Below are 18,907 nucleotides of genomic sequence, written 5' to 3'. Positions count from 1 at the left end.
TTACTCTTTTTTGATAACGCTCACATTTATCTCAATAATTAAGTTAAGTACTTAGGCGATTCATTTGCTTTCGAATAAACGGCACTAAATCACTGGCCTGCAAACCTATAAAGCCTGATTGTTTCGCCGATTGATCCGCTGCCTGACTATGCAGTTGCACCCCGATTAACGCGGCATCTAAAAGTGAATAGCCTTGGGCTAACAAACTCACAATAACCCCGGTTAACACATCGCCCATTCCACCCGAGGCCATCCCTGGGTTACCTGCTAAGCACACATAAACTTGGCGACCATCACACACTAATGTGCCAGCACCTTTTAAAATAGCCACCCCACCAAAACGTTGTTGCAACTGTCGCACAGCTTGGTAACGGTCTCGTTCTATATCTATTACAGCGCAGTTTAATAATCTTGCAGCTTCACCTGGATGCGGAGTAATCACTCTATTAACATCGATATTAGGAGCTAATGCCAACAGGTTTAACCCGTCTGCATCAATCACTTTGGGTTTATCAGATTGCCTAACCCGATCGGCAATTAATTTTGCATGCACACTCATCCCTAGCCCGGGACCTAACGCAATGGCCGTAGCCCAATGAATACGAGCATCAACATTATCAAGGCAATCCCAAGCGTGACACATTACCTCAGGACAATATGATAACAATGGCGAGTAATTTGCGCTGTGGGTTAATACTGCGGTTAATCCTGCGCCCGTTCTAGCACATGCTGCTGCACTTAATATTATTGCTCCACCAAAACCGATATCGCCACTGAGTAACAAGGCCTTACCATGATGACCTTTATTTGATACAGGGTTTCGGCCGAGCAAAGTGTGCTTTAATCTCTGCTCGGTTATAGCATGCACTTCTGCCAAGTTATTTTGCTGAAAAAATAACTCAACCCCCAAACCTGCAAAATGTAATGTTCCGCAATATTCCCGCGCCTGACCTGTTACTAAACCTTGTTTGATACCAATAAAGCTGACCGTATGATTTGCGCGTACCGCAATACCCAATACCGTACCGGTGTTTGCACATAACCCTGAGGGAATATCAACAGCGAACACTTTTGCCGAACTGGTATTGACCAACTGGATCAATGCAGAGGTTTGTTGTTTAACCTCGCCACGTAGACCTGTACCCAATAGCGCATCGACAATCACATCAACATCATCAGCAATGTGAGTTGTTTGAGTATTAACCCTGCCACCTGCAGCCGTAAAGTCACAATAAGCTTGATAAGCATCACCTGTTAATTGGCTCGGTTGATGAGTTGACCACACAGTGAGCTTAATACCCGCTTTACGCACTAGGCGTGCCAGCACATAACCGTCACCGCCATTATTACCACCACCACAACAGACTAAAATATGTTGAGGCGTTGGATAATATTGTAAAACAAGCTTAAAAACGGCTTCTCCGGCACGCTTCATTAAGTCAAACATAGTCACACCGGCTAGCTGCGCTGCCTGGATCTCGCCTACTTTAACTTGCTCAGCAGTATAAAAATTATTAGGTAATGTCATGAGGCACCGACTACTTGTTGTTTTGACGATTTATTCAGCATATCGTAAAAACGGCAAGAAACCTTAAAAACCTCACCCCCTATCGTAATACAATATTATTATCTTGATAGAATAGTCAGGCCATATCCTTGAGAGAAAAACAACATAACAAGAGCCCACTTTAGCTTATTAGCCATTTGTGTCATTACCGGTTCCACCGTCGCTGCAACTCAGCTTGATACCGCTAAGCAGTTCAATTTAGACCCAAGTAAAGCGCCAGCACAAAATTTTGATTTATCTAAATGGAAAATTACTCTGCCAGAATTAGCCCAAGAGGGAAAAAGTAATGGTAAAGCATTAGAAATCGATAAAAATCAACTGAGTAGTGCAGCTGATCCCTATGTTCATCCACAGTGGTTTTATACCGACCAGCATACTGGCGCTATGATATTTGTTGCCCCCAATGAAGCACCAACAACACCCAATAGTAAAAATACTCGTAGTGAATTACGCGCAATGCTCGCTGAACAATATGATCAGCTTAGCAATAACTTCGTTGTGGCTTCTCATCCTAATGCCAGCAAATACGGCGCTATTGGTGGTAAATTAACTGCACAACTGTCGGTTGATCATGTCAGCACCAGTGGCGATCCTGCTATGAATGGTGCATTCGGTGTGGTCATTGGACAAATTCATGCCCCTGATAACGAACCATTAAAAATTCAATATCGTAAGCTGCCCGAACATGAATTTGGGTCGCTATCGTGGAATTATGAACTTAATCCCCTACCTAAATTACAGGATGCTACCGACAGCAAAGGGATAAAATATCGCCAGGATATACGTCATGATGTATTTGGTAAAAATGACATACGTGCAGGTGAACCTGAACCTAAAGAGGGGATAAAACTGGGAGAGATTTTTGCTTATGACGTAAATGTCAAAGGCAATACCATGCACCTTACTTTCACTAAAAACCCAGGTACAGCAAATGAAATTATTAAAACCTTTGCCGTTGATTTAGCCAAAGGTCACTACCAAGGGCATGAGGTCGATCAAGGTTACAAGAATGACTGGATGTATTATAAAGCAGGCGCTTATAATCAATGTAATACCCAAAAAAGCAGTTCCAATTGCCAATCAAGAGGTATGGAAGCGGGCGACTATACCCAAGTTAGCTTTTACCAGTTAATGCTGAATCAATAAACGGTAATAAAATACTGAGCAATACTTGAGGGCTGTGATCTTTCGAGATCAATTTTAACCAAAAAAATCAACAGTCCTTATATCAACAGTCTTATCTCACGACTAAATTACTTCTTACCTTCAAAGGCCACCAGCCAAGTCTTGAGCAACTGATTAAGCTCAGGCATCTCAGTATCCGACAGATGATCCACTAAGGTGTGTTGAATACGCACATGTTGTTCAATTGCATCATCTATGGTGGCAAGGCCTTTTTCAGTCAAACCAACCGTCACACTGCGTCTGTCTTCAGTACTGTGAACACGCTTGATTAACCCTTTAGATTCAAGTTTATCTAACCGATTGGTCATCGCACCTGAGGTCAGCATCATCGACGATAATAACCCTGAAGGTGTTAGCGAAAAGGGGGGCCTGCACGCCTTAATGTCGCCAGCACATCGAATTCACCCATAGTAAGATCAAACTGTTTATGGCAAGTGGATATTTCGGCTTCAATATGTTTTTGTAGACGCAGAAAACGTCCAAGTATCGCCATTGGCAGAGTATCTAAATGTGGTTTCTGCTCAGCCCATTGGGCAACAACGCGATCGATATCTTCCATTTTTCACCTGACTGATAAGCCGTTAAATAACGTTGAAATAAACTTAACGCAAAGATACTTGATAAAAAGATACTTTACAAAAATAAATTATCGGTTCAGAATTGCAATATATCTTCATATAAAGATACTTAATTTAAAGGTAGTTTATGAATATCCTATTAGCCATGATCCCAGCTTTTTTTTGGGGTACCACGTATGCCATGACCCAGTTCACCTTACCTGACTGGCCACCATTACTATTAGGCGCGCTGCGCGCTTTACCTGCGGGGCTAATATTATTAGCCATAAAGCCTAGCCAACCTAAAAAAGCACAATGGCCGATTTTAATTAAACTGGGTGCAATTAATATCGCGGTGTTTTTCAGCCTTATTTTTGTGATGGCATTAACGCTACCTTCAGCCATATCAGGCATTGGAATGATTTCCGTACCCGTTTTTGCCATGCTATTCCACTGGGTTATCAGTAAAAAGCGCCCTAACCCAGTACAAGCATTTTTTGGCATGATGTTAGTGCTATTAGCTTGGATGCTATTTGACCCAAGTTCGATCACGTTAAACCCAATAGGGTTGGTCGCTATGCTAGCGGCTATTAGCTGCATTATTGTCGGTAGCACGATAACCAAGGCACTGGGTACGCGGATTCATTGGTGGACCATACTGACCTGGCAGCTCATTATTGGGGGGGCATTATTACTAGTTAGTGCGGGCGTTCAGGCATTCTTTTTACCGCAGCAATATTTCGATGCGATCAGCCAATTCAGCCTGATAAATGCTGCTGGAATAGGCTGGATAGTGTTGCTCAATACAGTGCTGGGTTACAGCATGTATGTCTGGTTATTACAACGTATGTCGGTGGTCGACTTTACTTTTGGTGGCATTGCCAACCCCATAGCGGGTATCGTTTGTGGTTTAGTGTTAATGAGTGAATCCTATACGCCTCACCAATATTTATTAATGAGCGGAATGATTTTAGCCTCTATCGCACCGGCATTAATTCAGCTGCTGCGCCGAAGAATACCTAATAAAGCTGTGGTAGATTAAGCCTAGTTGTTAACAAAGCTTAGTCAGTGAACTAATAGTATCGTGATCTAATAGTATCGTTGAACAATAGTATCGTGAACTAATAGCATAGTGAAATAATAGCATCGCGGGCTAAGCTTCTGTTATTAATGAATTATTTATTAGCTAACGGCTATTTTTCACTCCCACGGTGAGTAGCAGTAATCCCGTAGAAATAGCAGCAACGGCATAGGGCATCCCCGCCTGCCAACTGGTTTGGCTATTCACGCCAAAAAAGTCGACATAAAGTGCTGTTTGAATCGGTCCAAAATACCAAATAGCGGGATAAAGCACTTCAAAAAAGCGCTTTGTTCCGCCAAAAGCACCACAAAAATAAGCCAGCGATACTGTAAATGAAATAGCAATAATCAATTGCAGCAGTAACATCCACTCAGCCATCACCATAAAACGGATAGCGCCGCCCAAACAGGCCATTGCCAGTACAATCCATGCTGCGGAATAACTCGCCAAACTTTGTAACCTTGATGATTGCTTACTGTAGGTCATTAACTCTACTGTATTCGATTGTTTTTCTAATTGCCCTAAGGGCGATAGCACTAACACACACCACAACCATGCAAGAGGTAACACTATGCTCATCAGTAATTGCTGGCTAATAAATACTTGCACAATATTTAAAATAATTAAGCCGATAAACCAATAAGTAGATTGGCCAGTTAACATTAATTTGAGCTCTAAGCGCAGCAGTCGTGTGAAGGCAAAATACTGAGTAAAAAAACCAAAAAGACTATCCAGTGGCATCCCTACTGTGCGGCTAAAAGTGCGGTGTAGCCATGATGATTGTTGCTTAACGGCTTGCGTTTGCTGGCTAAATCGGTCGAAACATAGATAGGTAACACCCAAACAAATCAGGCTAAAAAATATTAACGGTAACGCGCCCCACAAATGCACTGCTGTCGGCTCAATACCTTGCCATATAAAGGTATTAATTTCTGGGCTTAAGCTATCGCCCACTTTAATGCCTATATTGGTTGCCCCTTGAGATAAAGGAAAACGTGCTACCACTTCAGCATCTAATTGATCAAGCAGATTGCCAATACCAGAAACACTTTCAATCGTTTGTACAATCGAGCCTATCCAGATAAAAAAATACACCAGATTACCTAAGCCACCTCTAAGCCATTTTATTGATTCGAACATGATAGCAATAGAGGCGACAGCCAGTAATACGGGCAAAACGAACACCAGCTGAGGCCAAATTAATACCCAAAAACCAATTTGATAACTTTCGCCATAATAAAGCTGGATCATTACAGTACTGCACAACATGACCAGTACAATTGATACCAACATAAGTACATTCACACACCACTTTGAAAATAAAAATGTGTGCTTGGCCACAGGCGTGGCGGCGATCAACTCACTTGTCATGGATTGCCGGTCTAATTCAAGTGCATTCTTAACTAAGTAAAAGCAAATAATCGGTAAAAAAAGTACATTCAACATCGCCAAACACACACCAAGCCAGGCACTGTTATAAATGCCGCGATAGCCATTAATCACTAATGTTTGATATTGAGCATCCGGCGATGGAAAAAATAATAGCGTTAAAACCGACATAGCCAACAAGGCGACAATATAGCTTTGTTGCCGGGTACGCTGTTTAAAATCAGCGATGATACATTGCCACATGGTATTCATTAACTTGCCCTCGCTAAACCCGCTTGCGGTTGTTGCCTGCTGGTAAAGTAAAGATAAGCATCTTCTAATGATGGGGTTCTTGCAATTGCTCTGGCATCAGGGCAATGGTCGGCAACAAGATTGAGCTCCACTTTGTCTTCTTTACGCACGCTATGGCTAACAATAAACTCATGCTGAATATGTTTAAGCTCATTAAAGTCAGTGGTGAGTTGCCAGCATTTATTGGCCATTTTTTGTAGCAGTGAACTAGGAGTGTCCGATTGGATCAGCTGCCCGGTATTCATAATCGCGATACGGTTCGCTATAGACTCAATATCAGACACAATATGAGTCGAAAAGATGATGCATCGGTCACCCGCTAACTCAGTCAGTAGTTGCCTGAAGTTGGCCCGCTCATGCGGGTCTAAACCAACTGTGGGTTCATCAATAATCAGTAACTTGGGATCATTGAGCAAGGCTTGCGCAATACCAATTCGCTGCTTCATACCGCCCGAATAACCTTTTAATGGCATATTGGCAGCGTGGGTTAAATTGAGTTTATCAATTAACTCGTCAATAACTTGATTAGCCTTTGATTTGGGTAAACCTTTTAAGCTGGCAATGTAATGTAAAAATTCGACAGCCGATAGTTGATCATACACACCAAAGTACTGCGGCAGATAACCTAATTCATGACGTAAAACTTGCGGTGACCTAACAATATCTTGTCCGTTCCACAAAATTTTTCCGGCGGTGGGTTTGGTGATAGTGGCCAGAATACGCATTAGGCTAGATTTACCCGCACCATTAGGCCCGAGTAACCCTAAAATTCCCGGCTCAACTTTTAACGATAAGGCGTTAATCGCCAGTTTAACGTTTTTGCCACTTTGATATTGTTGACTAAGTGATTGAATGTCCAATTGCATAATATTGCTCTTCCTGGTTGAGTTGGAAGATATTTAGCAAGGATTAGACCATATTTTTTTACATTTAAATTCAAAATCTTACTAATAAGCCAAGGTGTTGAAGTTAACCATATTGATGATTTTCACCACTTATTAGTCTGTTACTTAGGATAAAAGTTAACCGAGCCAGTCATTAACTAGCTTATAAGTAACCTCTTACTCAGACTCGATTTTTTTATAGCCTGATATGAGCGTTTTTAAAGTAAGGCTCTTAGCTGATTAAGCGCATCTACCGAGAAACCTTGATCATAAAAGTAAATCACTTTTCCCTGTGGGTCTAACAGCACGACTCGGGTGTTGTTTGGGTTTTCATTGCCAGTAAAGGCTTGTACTTGGTCGCCATCCTGGTAAACCGTCACCACCCCTTTCCAAAGTGGCTTAGGAATGCCCGCGCGCATGCCATTATCAATAAAAGTACTGAACATTCTAGGGAACAATCCTTGTATTGTCGGCACTTCATATACAGCAACTTGAGTCTGGGTCATGTCTAAGCCAATCAACCAGCGATCAATATCAAATTGTGAGTTTTGTTTATAGCCAATTAATAATAATGCCACCTTACCTTTTAAATCGTCAGGTAAGGCCATCGGCTGCTGTTCAAGAGTTTGCCCCGTTACTGACGGAAAAACCTGTCCTGTAATGGCTTGATTAGGGTAGCTGGTGCTGCAGGCCGTTAATAACGTCGCCATCGCAATAACCATAAATAAACGCATTTTTAATCCTTGTTATTAAGTTCTCTATACAGTTATACGCGCCCCAAATGTAAATGGTCTATACAAAATGATTAATAATTTACGCATAATTTGCTACAGTCACGCCAACTTTTGTATAAGGGGTATTGTTTTGTTTAAAGAACGCTTTAAGGATCTCAGTATCAAAGGCGATTTGTTTGGCGGTGTTACCACGGCAATCATTTCATTACCCTTGGCTCTTGCGTTTGGTGTCGCCTCTGGCGCTGGTGCCGAAGCAGGTTTATGGGGCGCTATTCTTGTTGGTTTTTTTGCCGCGTTATTTGGCGGTTCATCAACCTTAATCTCTGAACCTACCGGTCCTATGACTGTAATTATGACCGCCATTTTAACCACCATGGTGGCTAAGTATCCTGAATCTGGTATCGCTACCTCATTCACGATAGTCATGATGGCAGGTGGCTTTCAATTTTTAATCGGCAGCTTAAAACTAGGCAAATATGTCACCCTAATGCCCTACAGTGTTATTTCTGGCTTTATGTCCGGCATTGGCGTGATTTTGATTATATTGCAATTATCGCCTTTACTAGGTCACGCAGCCCCAACAGGTGGCGTTATAGGCACCTTATCTTCACTGCCAAATACCTTAGCAAATATCAAGTTTAGCGAGCTGTTTCTTGGTTTATTAACCCTAATAACATTGTTCATGTTCCCTAAACGATATCGTAAATATGTGCCTGCGCAGCTTGTTGCTCTAGTAGGGGTCACCTTATTATCGATCATGTTCTTTGACACCGACAGTATGCGCCGCATTGGTGAAATTCCAGCAGGCTTACCTTCTCTGGTTATTCCTCACATTAACGCTGATATCTTTGTCACCATGATCATCGACGCCTTAGTGCTAGGTACCCTTGGCTGTATTGACACCCTACTGACCGCAGTTATCGGCGATTCATTAACCCGTAAAGAGCACGATTCAGACAAAGAATTACGTGGCCAAGGTTTAGCCAATATGATTTCAGGCTTGTTTGGCGCGCTTCCTGGTGCGGGAGCCACTATGGGCACGGTAACCAATATTCAAGTAGGTGCCCAATCACCGCTATCAGGTATCACCCGAGCGGTAATACTGGCATTAGTGGTACTGGTGGCCGGTGGTTTGACCGAGCCTATCCCGATGGCGGTATTAGCCGGGATTGCGGTTTATGTTGGTTTTAATATTCTTGACTGGAGTTTCATTCAACGTGCTCACAAAGTCAGTATGCAAAGCATGGCTATTATGTATGGGGTGATGTTATTAACCGTATTTGTCGATTTAATTGTGGCAGTAGGACTTGGGGTCTTTATTTCTAACATCCTCATTATTGAACGCTTAAGCCGAGAACAAGCACGCCAAGTTAAAGCCATCAGTGATGCAGATCAAAACGATGTTCCGCTGACACAAAGTGAGCGCGGCTTACTTGACCAGGCAAATGGTAAAGTGCTGTTTTTCTACTTATCAGGTCCAATGATTTTTAGCGTATCAAAAGCGATTTCACGTCAACACGCCAGTATTGCCGAATATGAAGCAATGATCCTCGACCTAACTGATGTGCCTATGATTGATGTTACCGTTGGCTTAGCGCTTGAAAATGCGATTAAAGATGCACTAGAGGCTAATTGTGAAGTGTTTTTACTGTGCCCAAATCAACAAACACGAGAGCAACTTGGCAAGTTTCAAGCTATCGACTCACTACCGAAAGAAAATACCTTCTTATTTCGCTATGAAGCGCTTCAAGCTGCGCTAAAACATGTTAAGAAACAGGATTAAACTTAGGGCATCAAACTAGTGATCGTTAGCTTGATGCCTATATTTAGCGTCTACAACAATATTGTGTGAGGATAGTTATTACGTCCTGCTATTATCAGATATCATTATAACAAAATTTAAGTTAACTTAATGAAATAGCTAGCTTATTTCCTTTACAACTCGCTATTATGGCAGCTTAGTTGACGTATCTACATCATCAAACAATGCTTATTAAGGGAATATTGCCATGGAAAGAGGCACGTTAGTTCGTTGGAATAAAGATAAAGGCTTTGGGTTTATCAAACCAGAAACAAGCAGTGATGTAGATGTGTTTATTCATATTACCACGCTCAAGCACATGGCCAGAAAACCCCTTATTGGCGATGAGATCCTATTTCATCGTGAGAACCAGCCCGACGGCAAAGTTAAAGCCGTAAAAGCCAGCATTGAAGGTGTTGCAGTTATTGCAGGTTCATCACAAGCAAAAGTCGCGGACACGCCATTAAGTGGTCCATTTAACCTGCCTTCCAATAATAAAACTCACCACTCGCTGCGCACTTCATCAAGCTCCGTCATTGGCAGAATCATTTTAGTGTTAATTGTGCTTAACTTAGCCATATACGGTTTCAACAAGTATCAAGAGTTCAACGCCACGCCCGTGATTACCAATGAAGATGTTGAACAAATGCAGTGGACTCCTACAGCACAACCAAGTTCAATCATCCCCAGCAATCAGTTCAGATGTGAAGCAGGCAAGACCCATTGTAGTCATATGCGATCTTGTGCAGAGGCCACCTTTTACACCCGTAATTGTCCGGGAACTGAGATGGATGGTGATGGCGACGGAGTTCCGTGCGAAAGACAATTCTGTGGTTAAAGGATACAGCTTTATTGATCCCTTGCTCTAGGTTATTGCAGATTAATTGTTATCAAGTTACAAATGGATTGTGGATAGATGATTCTGAAAACTAAATTGCTGCAAACTGCACAACTTTTTACAAAGTCCTATAAAACAAACCGTCTCACAAAACCAAAGCTATACCTCAACAAGTCTAAGCTCACAATTACAACATTCAGATTGCTTATTGGTTTGAAAATAAGATTATTAGCTAATTTTTCTGCTACCTTATCGCCCAGTTAATTAACGGATAGTCTAAAGGTAAAAATGAAGTATCTAATTCAAATAATTTTGGTTATTAATCTTTTAATGCTTGGCGGTTGTGCTTCACCGACAACTTATCAATCACAAGGTTTAACTGGTGGGTATTCTGATTCTAAATATGAAGACAAAGAGAACACTTATTATGTTCGATTTTCTGGCAACGGTAATACCTCACAGCGCAGGGCGAATGATTTTGCTTTACTAAGAGCGGCTGTGCTGGCAAGAAAAAACCTATCGCCTTATTTTGAAGTAATATACTTAAAAAATGTCATAAACCAGGGAAGTTCAGGTACTGCTGGCGTTTATACTTTTAAACCAGAGGTCGTAATCGAAGTTAAATTAATTAATGAATTTAACAGTAAAGTCGATACATTCGATACTGAAAAGCTCATATCGCAGCTGACAACCCAATACTTAATAGATGAGTCAACACTGTAATAAATGACGTAGTTTCAATCAATTTAGCAATGTGGGGAATAGTAAGTCATATTCAACTTTGCCCCATATTCTATTCATATCTACTTTCTTAGCCACCCGTATAGACTCAACCGGCATGTAAAATGGTGATTTTTACCAATAGCTTATTTAACCATTGCAAGAGCTAATACTCATCCCACTCAATCGATTACCTTACCAACTCTAGTTATTCACAAACCATAGTTATTCACATATCACGTATTGCAAGCTAGTAAGCCAATTTATGCTAAAATACGCCCATCAGCTTTATAAATGTATTACCGCTCTCATTTGTCTAACTGAACCTAGAACAATGCTACCGTGAATAACTCAGAGGATACAAAATATGAGCAAGTTAAATGCCGAAGAGCGTAAAGCTCGAGATAACGATCGTTTTTCAAAACGTGTGGATGAGCGCAGAGTAAAGGGTGAAGATGTGGTGGCATATGCGCTTGCCAATGAAAAGGCATTTAAGTTTCTAACCAAAGATGAAAAACACAGCCTTAAACAAAGACAAGCTGCACTAGTAGAAGAAGTCAGCATTAAAAAACAGCAACAAACCGAGCTTAAAAACCAGCAAGAATTAGAAAAGGTTGAAGCGGCATTTACTGAAGAGTAAACCTTATAAATGGCCATTATCATTAATGATGCATAATGGCCTATGTTCTAATAAGTCGATCTAATCACACCGCAAAAATCTCAACATTTACCCTGCGATACAATCACAAAAGTTAACAGGGATATTTCAGCTCGAAATTATTACCGCAATGACGCTAAAAAACCTTAACTATTTAATCTCTCGCTTAACACACACAAACAAGGCGTTGCCTGATTCCAAATCCCACGGGATGATTTTGTCGTAATCGTGTTCAAATATTTGCACCTCGAAATACGGACTTAACAAGGCTTCGATTTCAGTAAAACTGGTGGCCACCATCGCATGGGAGTCTTGCCATAACTGCGTTGCACCAGATTGAGTTTTGGCGATGCTTAAATTGAGTGCTTGCATCTCACCTACACCGCTGTAATGCCAACCCGATTCAAACACAAACTGGCTGCCGTCAAATTCCGCACTATGTTTCACTAACGCCTTGTTATGGATTTTATGCTTATCAACTGAGTTAAAACAAAACAGGCCACCAGTATTTAATGCCTTATGTACGCTTGCAATGCAGGCTTTAAGCGCCTCGGTTCCTGGAGAATAATGAATGGAGTACAAAAAACAGGTGATCAGATCAAGTTTTTGTTCAACGTAAAACTCAGTCATATTTTGCAAACTAAACTGCGCTTCAGGACAACGACGCATAGCAATGTCGAGCATAGGTTGATTGATATCCAGGCCACTGCTTTGAAACCCTAAATCGATGAAATGCCTAACATGTGGCCCAGTGCCACAGGCCAAGTCTAAATGTTGTTTGCCGCTGTTACCCAAAAACTGATGTAAGCGCGCTACGCTATTAGTTTGTTGTTGGTAATTAATGTCACAGCACATCAAATCATAGTAACCGGACAAATCGGTATAGAGGGCATTGGTAGACATAAAATAGAATCGACGAGGTTGGTAAATTTAGGGTGGCGCATCATATATCAAATAGTGCGATTGAGAAATAACTAATCAATAAGCACTAACGACTCACCACTGAATAAGTTTCAATACCTTATGCTCTAGCACTACTCAATCCCACCTTTACTCAATCAGATCAGCCGAGATATAAGGTTTCTATCGCCTCTGGCAGCATGGGCTTGTGCAAATAAAAACCTTGGGCTAAATCGCATTTATAAGCCTTAACGTAATCAAGCATAAATTGGTCTTCCACCCCCTCTGCGATAACTTTTAAGCCTAGGTTATGCCCTATGTCGATAATAGTTTTAGCTATCGCTGCCGATGAGCTGCTGCTCTCAACATCTTGTAAGAATGCTTTATCTATTTTGAGATAATGCAACGGCAAAAATTGTAAGTAGCTAAATGATGAATAACCTTTGCCGAAATCATCAAGTGCAAAAGTAATCCCATATTGATTAAGCCGTAACATAATTTCTTTTACACTGAATTTATCTTCCATAAAAATCGATTCGGTTAATTCAATAATAAGATATTTACCCTCTAATTTATAATGGGTTAAGGTATCTATTAAATGTGTTATTAGCGCTTCGTTTTGAAATTCTAAGCAGCTTAGATTAATTGAAATAGCCAGCGCTGTAATGTTTGCATCTCGCCACTTAGCTAACTGTAAGCAGGCTTTAGAAATTACTAAGCAACCGATATCAATAATCAGCCCAGTTTGTTCTGCTATGGGAATAAAAACATCGGGCGGGATCACAACGCCATCTTGCTGCGTCCAACGGCATAACGCTTCAACACTAACCACTTTCATAGTGTTTAAATCAACTTTGGGTTGATAAACTAAATGTAAGCTCTGATCTTCGATGGCCTGGCGAAGTGCTTGCTCAACGGCAAGCTGAGTTAATGCCTCTTTTTCAAGTGCCTGACTGTAAAAATGAAAGCTGTTTTTACCCAGTGATTTTGACTCATACATAGCTAAATCCGCTTTACGGATCAGCGAGTTGGCATTGTCATCATCATTAGGGAATAGTGAAATCCCAATACTTGAGGTCACAATAAATTGACGAGAACCAATAGTAAAAGGTTGTTTAATCAATGCTAATAAATCTTGGCAAACCTGTTTTACCGTCATTTCTGACTCTATTTTTTCTAATACAATAATAAACTCATCACCACCTTGGCGGGACAAAGTATCAAATTCTCGTAAGCGTGTCTGAAGTCGTCGAACCACTTCTTTTAGCAGCAAGTCGCCTGCATCATGGCCTTCTGTATCGTTGATTTTTTTAAAGTCATCTAAATCTAAAAATAACACCGCTAACTTTTTATTTTCTCTTTTACTCGTCGCAATAGAATGGCTAATTCTATCCAATAATAATGCACGATTAGGTAAGCCAGTCAGTGCATCATGAAAAGCATGATATTCAATAGTAGCCTCGTACTGCTTTTGCACTGTCACATCGCGAAAGCACCACACTCGGCCATAAATTTGCTTCTCTTGTATCTGAGGTAAAGACCGGTAATCAAAAAAACGGTTATCGAGTAACTCTATTGTGCCAGTTAAATATTGAAATGGGTCATGTTGAAGACGATCAATAATAGATAACATATGTTGTTTATCTTTGATAATGCTAAGAAACTCTTCCCAATGCGATACAGGTTTAAAGCCTATATCGTCAAAAAAATCCTGCCCCATGGTATTAAATGATAATAGTTCGCCATTTAATCCATAAACAAACAAAATCTCACCGGTCGAATTAACCGTCGCATTTAATAAACCAATGGAGTGCTCAAGCTTATCTTGAACCAGTTTCATCTTTGCTAACTGATCATTTAGTGTTTGGTTACGCTCGTTCAACTCGTTGGAAATAAGGAATAAAGAACGCTCTAACATTTTTACACTTTGCTCATTTTGAGCATAAGCATCTGATATTGAATTTAAAAAAATGTCATTTTTTGAAATAAACAATTCATCTTTTTGGTTACGTTTGAGCTGACGCAATAGCAATTTATGCATTGTTAATATCACTATGTCTCAGAAAATAATGTGACAGCCATAGTCTGATTATGTAAACCACACCGACCAATAGACTTAATAGGCGATATTTCACCATAGGAGTAAAATCCAGAAATAGTACACTGGCTGGGTAAGCCTTGCTTAATGATTTCCAACTCCTCTTCAACCCTTTGCTGTAAAACAAGTCTACGGCCAACACAACTAATTAAAATAGCCAACTCAGGCTGTGTTCCCCCAAAGGAAGAGACAGCATCCTCTGCGGCAAGCTGTGCACCATCAAGTAAATCTTCATAATTAGAATGCATTAACTGACATGTCGCGCCTGTGGGCATATTACCTGCAAACAACATACTTTTTTGCAGTTCATCAATGGATAATATAGTGCGAACCACAGTTTCTTGCTCACCATTGAGTTGTAGTGCTAACGGATAGAGTAGTGCAGAAGCAGGCAAGCCGGCAGAAAACTCACCCAAAAACTCTTTATATAAATCAAGAGCTGGCCGTCCATCGAGTTCAAAAAGCACATTGTCTGTCGACTGAGTAATCACCCGTTTAGGCCCAAATGGACGCCAGCCTCCTAGACTACCAAAACCAACAGATAACCTTTCACCATAAAGCCCTACCAGCACAATAAGTCCGCTTTCTATTTGCTGATTATGCCATACCGTGGTTTGACTAAAACGCTCACCATCACCGGCTAAGCCTCCCGTAGCCATGACACCTTTAGGCAGGTGCTGCTGTAAACCATCAACCAGTTCAGAACCATTAACTAAATGACCATCAGAAATAACAAAAACATGTTTTAACCCATCAAAGCTTAATTGATCGATCAACTGCTTTGCTAATTCAGCACAATGTTCAAATTGATTTATCGAACTGCTGACAACTTGCACCTGAGTATGCTCAAAATCAATCGCTGTAACGCATACACTGTTGTCATATAGACAATCATCTTGAATTTCACCGCTAGTACTACAGCCTACGATTTGCGCGTTTGGAAAAGCACTTGCTAGCTCACCATTAAGCTTATTGTCTAACATAAGCTCAGGCGAACCAAATACCAACACCAAATTAATAGCTGCATTTTGCAGTAACGGTTTATCCCAATGGTTATTTTGATATATTGTCTGAAAAACGTACATTTAGTCACATATCGATAAGAAGTTATAACTAAGTTGTAGCTTAAAACGTTACCGCAAGCAATAACCGCAAATAAATCGTGCTACACAAATGAGTCAGCTTGTTAATAGTCGCGCTAACATCCATGCACTTACACCGCCAAAAGGCAAAAAGCCCCGAAACTTTTAGTGTCGAGGCTTTTTAGTATTCAACATCTGGATGATAAATTCTGATCAACTTAGCTAAGTAAGGCTGCGATTGACCCTAATTAGAAAAATAAAACAAAAAGTTTATAAATCTTTAAACACTAAAATCTACACTCATAGACGCAAATTCAAACAGTCCTATAAATAACTAACGTACCCACAACATAAGCTCGTTAGCATCTACCACCGCAAGCTGCCTTTTAGTTAAGCTTCCTGCTGCGTCAAACAGTAATAACTCAGCCGGTCTAGCACCATGCTTAGCAATAAGTTGATCACCTTCAGGAGTACCCGCTCTGGCCAGAAGAAAGTAAACGTTATCGCCAAGATGTGCTCGGGCTTCATTCATCTGCTCAGTCTGGGTGGTACTCGCAACAAGGTTAGCATCATAGACAAATACTACCGAAGGCTTACCTGTACCGATTTGCTCGTGGGTGGTTTTAAACCCTTTGGGCATCACCATCAGTAATAGCCCAAGCAGCAGCACTACAGATGCAATGACACTTATCGCAACCCAAGGCATTTTACGTGGCATATTTGCAGTATGTGTATCCATGATAATAGATCTCGATTTTAAGAGGTTGAAATACATAATTAAGTCATTCAGTGTAGCGACTTAACCTGAGGCCTAGATTAAAAATTACTACTAAATGTTGTTAACAGAAAGCATGACTCGTTAAAGATATAAGTACTGAGGTTATTACACTTACCGTTGAAATTTAGCCCTTAGCTGATTATCTAATAGAAATAGTTATCTAATAGAAATAGTTAAATTTGCGTATCATTATAGTGCTGAGTAAATTGGACAATCTTGCATAAAAACTGGCTAACTGCATTTTAGGCTGAGCTAAACTTTGTTTGACTCAATCATGCCTTATTTAAGCTGACGCACGCTATGCAAATATCCACTATTTCCCTATCAGCTTTAAATGAAGGAACTCAGCTGTGAAAATGTCTCAACTCTATTTGAACATCATCACTTTAACATCATAGTAAACAAGGGCTCAATTGGGTGTTTCAAGTGTTAGACCATCATATTGAAAAGATGATTATTGATTCACTATTACTCACAAAAGAGGATGTAGGCATTTTAATCCGAAGACAGGTTAGTGTTTTGTAATCTTGCCTTAGCAAAATTTTTATCAATATTGAGGCTGACTGTTTTGATACTTGGACCACATGATGCAAGACCACATCATTCAAAGTAGATGAAAACTTAAATCAGGCTAAAAAAGCGGATGAAATATCGTAAAAGCGGGTTAGTCGCATGAGCCTGTAAATAATTTTCTGTAAAATGTAAACTAACAGCGACTATACAGAAACCTATCTATTTTCGTTTTTTTGCATTTTAAACAGGGTCATCAGTTGTGTGTTGAGCATAGTGATTTGCTGATCTAAGTGTTTTCGCTGCAACTCGGCTTCTTCCGAATTATCACCCATCAACTCCCTACGTTGTGCTTGAAGCTCTTTTATGTCTTCTTTTAACTTTTCAATCTTCTTTTCTAGTTCAGTGCGCGTATCGACCTTATCACCGTCAGCGGACTTCGAACCACCAGAAATAATTACATTTTTATCCATCGCCGAACCTAATTCCGCCGACAATTTTTTCTGCCCTTCATTTGAAATAGAGACCTTATCTTCAGTATTCGCTGGCTGAGCAAGCGTTATACCCAACGGCTTAATAGTAGGCTGTACTCGTAATTGCCGATTTTGCAGATTATCTATAATTGAACTCGGTGAATTTAAGCCTGAAATATTCAATGGTTGCCCCTTCCAAAGCTGAATAATATTTATATCGACCTTGGCACTTAAACCTTGAAAAACTAGAGATTGATCATTCTCAAAATAACGATAAATTCATTGAAAAAAGTATCGCATCCACTTGAGTTTAATACTAAAAGCCTACCGACTACATCAAGTAACTTATATTGTGAATATCAAACATTGAAACAGATTACTACAGCAATACTTACTCACGAGACGTCATCAAGCTTGTTACTATATGCAAGCACAGTTAAGGTTCATTATGTTATTATTCAAAAATAGTTAGCTCGATTGATTTCTAGCGTATTTTATCTGAAGGGTTAAGTTTTTTATGGAAAAAGTGTTTGAAAAACTGATGTATGCATCGCGCTGGATAATGGCGCCGATTTATCTGGGATTAAGCCTAGTCTTATTTGCTTTAGGCATAAAGTTCTTCCAGGAGATCTTTCATATCATACCCAATATCTTCAAAATGGCTGAAGTCGATTTAATACTGGTAACCCTATCACTGATAGATATTACGTTGGTCGGTGGTCTGCTCATCATGGTGATGTTTTCAGGCTACGAGAACTTCGTTTCACAGCTGGACGTCGGTGAAGACAGTGAAAAACTGAACTGGCTTGGCAAGATGGATTCAGGTTCGCTTAAAAACAAGGTGGCCGCCTCGATTGTGGCAATCTCATCTATTCACCTACTTAAAGTCTTTATGAATGCCGAAAATATCGAGAACGACAAAATCATGTGGTATCTACTCATCCACATCACTTTTGTGTTATCGGCTTTTGCTATGGGATATTTGGATAAGATTACCCGGAAATAACCATCCATCTCCAAATAAAAAGCCCTGATACATAACAGCATCAGGGCTTTTTATTTACTATCGATTAGTACCTGCCCTTAGAATCAACGTCACTATGTTGTGCCGCCAAAATGCTAATCCCCAATCCATTAAGAATTTTGAACACTGTCGAGATATAAACATCTTCGCCTTTCTCAACACGGATCAAAGTCTTTTTGGTCACGCCACAAAGCATCGCCGCCACATCTTGAGTCAGTGCCGCTTTGTTTCTGGTTTCTTTAATGAGTAAACCCAAGGATTGTTGATTGAGTGCAGATGTCATAACGTTAGTCCAAAGTGTACTTTGCTACACTTTATTGTGATTTACCCTATTACC

General features: G+C 40.4%; 17 protein-coding genes and 1 pseudogene. 7 read left to right on the top strand and 11 right to left on the bottom strand.

Features of this window, described 5'->3' with window-relative positions; all coding sequences use genetic code 11:
- Positions 1–43 precede the first annotated feature (43 nt).
- Positions 44–1,528 carry an NAD(P)H-hydrate dehydratase gene (locus ACRWP9_RS04130; RefSeq protein ID WP_434928008.1) on the bottom strand — a complete coding sequence of 495 codons (1,485 nt, stop codon included), beginning with the start codon at positions 1,526–1,528 and terminating at the stop codon, positions 44–46.
- A gap of 144 nt (positions 1,529–1,672) precedes the next feature.
- On the opposite strand from ACRWP9_RS04130, the gene ACRWP9_RS04125 reads away from it, so the two are divergent.
- Positions 1,673–2,713 carry a polysaccharide lyase family 7 protein gene (locus tag ACRWP9_RS04125; RefSeq protein WP_434928920.1) on the top strand — a complete coding sequence of 347 codons (1,041 nt, stop codon included), beginning with the start codon at positions 1,673–1,675 and terminating at the stop codon, positions 2,711–2,713.
- A 107-nt stretch (positions 2,714–2,820) separates the two neighbouring features.
- Here the strand turns inward: ACRWP9_RS04125 and ACRWP9_RS04120 are convergent.
- Positions 2,821–3,311: pseudogene (locus tag ACRWP9_RS04120) on the bottom strand (MarR family winged helix-turn-helix transcriptional regulator).
- Between the two features lie 146 nt (positions 3,312–3,457).
- Between ACRWP9_RS04120 and ACRWP9_RS04115 the strand changes: the two are divergent.
- Positions 3,458–4,351 carry a DMT family transporter gene (locus tag ACRWP9_RS04115; protein ID WP_434928007.1) on the top strand — a complete coding sequence of 298 codons (894 nt, stop codon included), beginning with the start codon at positions 3,458–3,460 and terminating at the stop codon, positions 4,349–4,351.
- A gap of 144 nt (positions 4,352–4,495) precedes the next feature.
- On the opposite strand, the gene ACRWP9_RS04110 is transcribed toward ACRWP9_RS04115, so the two are convergent.
- From ACRWP9_RS04110 to ACRWP9_RS04100, 3 genes are all read right to left on the bottom strand, one after another.
- Positions 4,496–6,031: a hypothetical protein gene (locus tag ACRWP9_RS04110; RefSeq protein WP_434928006.1), complete on the bottom strand. Its 1,536-nt coding sequence runs from the start codon at positions 6,029–6,031 to the stop codon at positions 4,496–4,498.
- Positions 6,031–6,936, bottom strand: coding sequence for an ABC transporter ATP-binding protein (locus tag ACRWP9_RS04105; protein WP_434928005.1), 906 nt, complete (start codon positions 6,934–6,936; stop codon positions 6,031–6,033). The genes ACRWP9_RS04110 and ACRWP9_RS04105 overlap by 1 nt, the downstream gene beginning before the upstream one ends.
- Before the next feature lie 236 nt (positions 6,937–7,172).
- Entirely contained in the window at positions 7,173–7,688 is a 516-nt protein-coding gene (locus ACRWP9_RS04100; protein WP_434928003.1) for a hypothetical protein, read from the bottom strand.
- Positions 7,689–7,755: 67 nt separating this feature from the next.
- Here ACRWP9_RS04100 and ACRWP9_RS04095 point away from each other — a divergent pair, with 67 nt between their 5' ends.
- The 4 genes from ACRWP9_RS04095 to ACRWP9_RS04080 all read left to right on the top strand — a co-directional run bounded on the left by ACRWP9_RS04095 (position 7,756) and on the right by ACRWP9_RS04080 (position 11,687).
- Positions 7,756–9,471, top strand: a complete 1,716-nt coding sequence (locus ACRWP9_RS04095; RefSeq protein WP_434928002.1) for a SulP family inorganic anion transporter — start codon at positions 7,756–7,758, stop codon at positions 9,469–9,471.
- 226 nt (positions 9,472–9,697) lie between these two features.
- On the top strand, positions 9,698–10,327 hold the full coding sequence (locus ACRWP9_RS04090; protein WP_434928001.1) for an excalibur calcium-binding domain-containing protein: 630 nt from the start codon (positions 9,698–9,700) through the stop codon (positions 10,325–10,327).
- A 288-nt stretch (positions 10,328–10,615) separates the two neighbouring features.
- Positions 10,616–11,050 carry a CC0125/CC1285 family lipoprotein gene (locus tag ACRWP9_RS04085; protein WP_434928000.1) on the top strand — a complete coding sequence of 145 codons (435 nt, stop codon included), beginning with the start codon at positions 10,616–10,618 and terminating at the stop codon, positions 11,048–11,050.
- 364 nt (positions 11,051–11,414) lie between these two features.
- Complete coding sequence (locus ACRWP9_RS04080) at positions 11,415–11,687, top strand: DNA polymerase III subunit epsilon (RefSeq protein WP_434927998.1); 273 nt, start codon at positions 11,415–11,417, stop codon at positions 11,685–11,687.
- Between the two features lie 168 nt (positions 11,688–11,855).
- On the opposite strand, the gene ACRWP9_RS04075 is transcribed toward ACRWP9_RS04080, so the two are convergent.
- The 5 genes from ACRWP9_RS04075 to ACRWP9_RS04055 all read right to left on the bottom strand — a co-directional run bounded on the left by ACRWP9_RS04075 (position 11,856) and on the right by ACRWP9_RS04055 (position 17,729).
- Positions 11,856–12,608 carry a class I SAM-dependent DNA methyltransferase gene (locus ACRWP9_RS04075; RefSeq protein WP_434927997.1) on the bottom strand — a complete coding sequence of 251 codons (753 nt, stop codon included), beginning with the start codon at positions 12,606–12,608 and terminating at the stop codon, positions 11,856–11,858.
- Between the two features lie 160 nt (positions 12,609–12,768).
- Complete coding sequence (locus ACRWP9_RS04070) at positions 12,769–14,646, bottom strand: putative bifunctional diguanylate cyclase/phosphodiesterase (RefSeq protein WP_434927996.1); 1,878 nt, start codon at positions 14,644–14,646, stop codon at positions 12,769–12,771.
- An 11-nt stretch (positions 14,647–14,657) separates the two neighbouring features.
- A complete protein-coding gene (locus tag ACRWP9_RS04065) occupies positions 14,658–15,788 on the bottom strand; it encodes an FIST signal transduction protein (protein WP_434927995.1) in 1,131 nt (376 codons plus the stop codon).
- A 331-nt stretch (positions 15,789–16,119) separates the two neighbouring features.
- Positions 16,120–16,524 (bottom strand): hypothetical protein, encoded by a 405-nt coding sequence (locus tag ACRWP9_RS04060; RefSeq protein WP_226411636.1) that lies wholly within the window; start codon positions 16,522–16,524, stop codon positions 16,120–16,122.
- Positions 16,525–17,291: 767 nt separating this feature from the next.
- Positions 17,292–17,729: a hypothetical protein gene (locus tag ACRWP9_RS04055; protein ID WP_434927993.1), complete on the bottom strand. Its 438-nt coding sequence runs from the start codon at positions 17,727–17,729 to the stop codon at positions 17,292–17,294.
- 334 nt (positions 17,730–18,063) lie between these two features.
- Here ACRWP9_RS04055 and ACRWP9_RS04050 point away from each other — a divergent pair, with 334 nt between their 5' ends.
- A complete protein-coding gene (locus ACRWP9_RS04050; RefSeq protein ID WP_434927991.1) occupies positions 18,064–18,552 on the top strand; it encodes a TIGR00645 family protein in 489 nt (162 codons plus the stop codon).
- A 64-nt stretch (positions 18,553–18,616) separates the two neighbouring features.
- Here the strand turns inward: ACRWP9_RS04050 and ACRWP9_RS04045 are convergent, their stop codons facing one another.
- On the bottom strand, positions 18,617–18,853 hold the full coding sequence (locus ACRWP9_RS04045; protein ID WP_434927990.1) for a helix-turn-helix transcriptional regulator: 237 nt from the start codon (positions 18,851–18,853) through the stop codon (positions 18,617–18,619).
- Positions 18,854–18,907: the final 54 nt, after the last annotated feature.

The sequence above is a fragment of the Shewanella sp. HL-SH2 genome, assembly GCF_051164935.1.
Lineage (GTDB): Bacteria > Pseudomonadota > Gammaproteobacteria > Enterobacterales > Shewanellaceae > Shewanella > Shewanella glacialimarina.
This window is presented reverse-complemented; position numbering and strand designations above follow the sequence as displayed.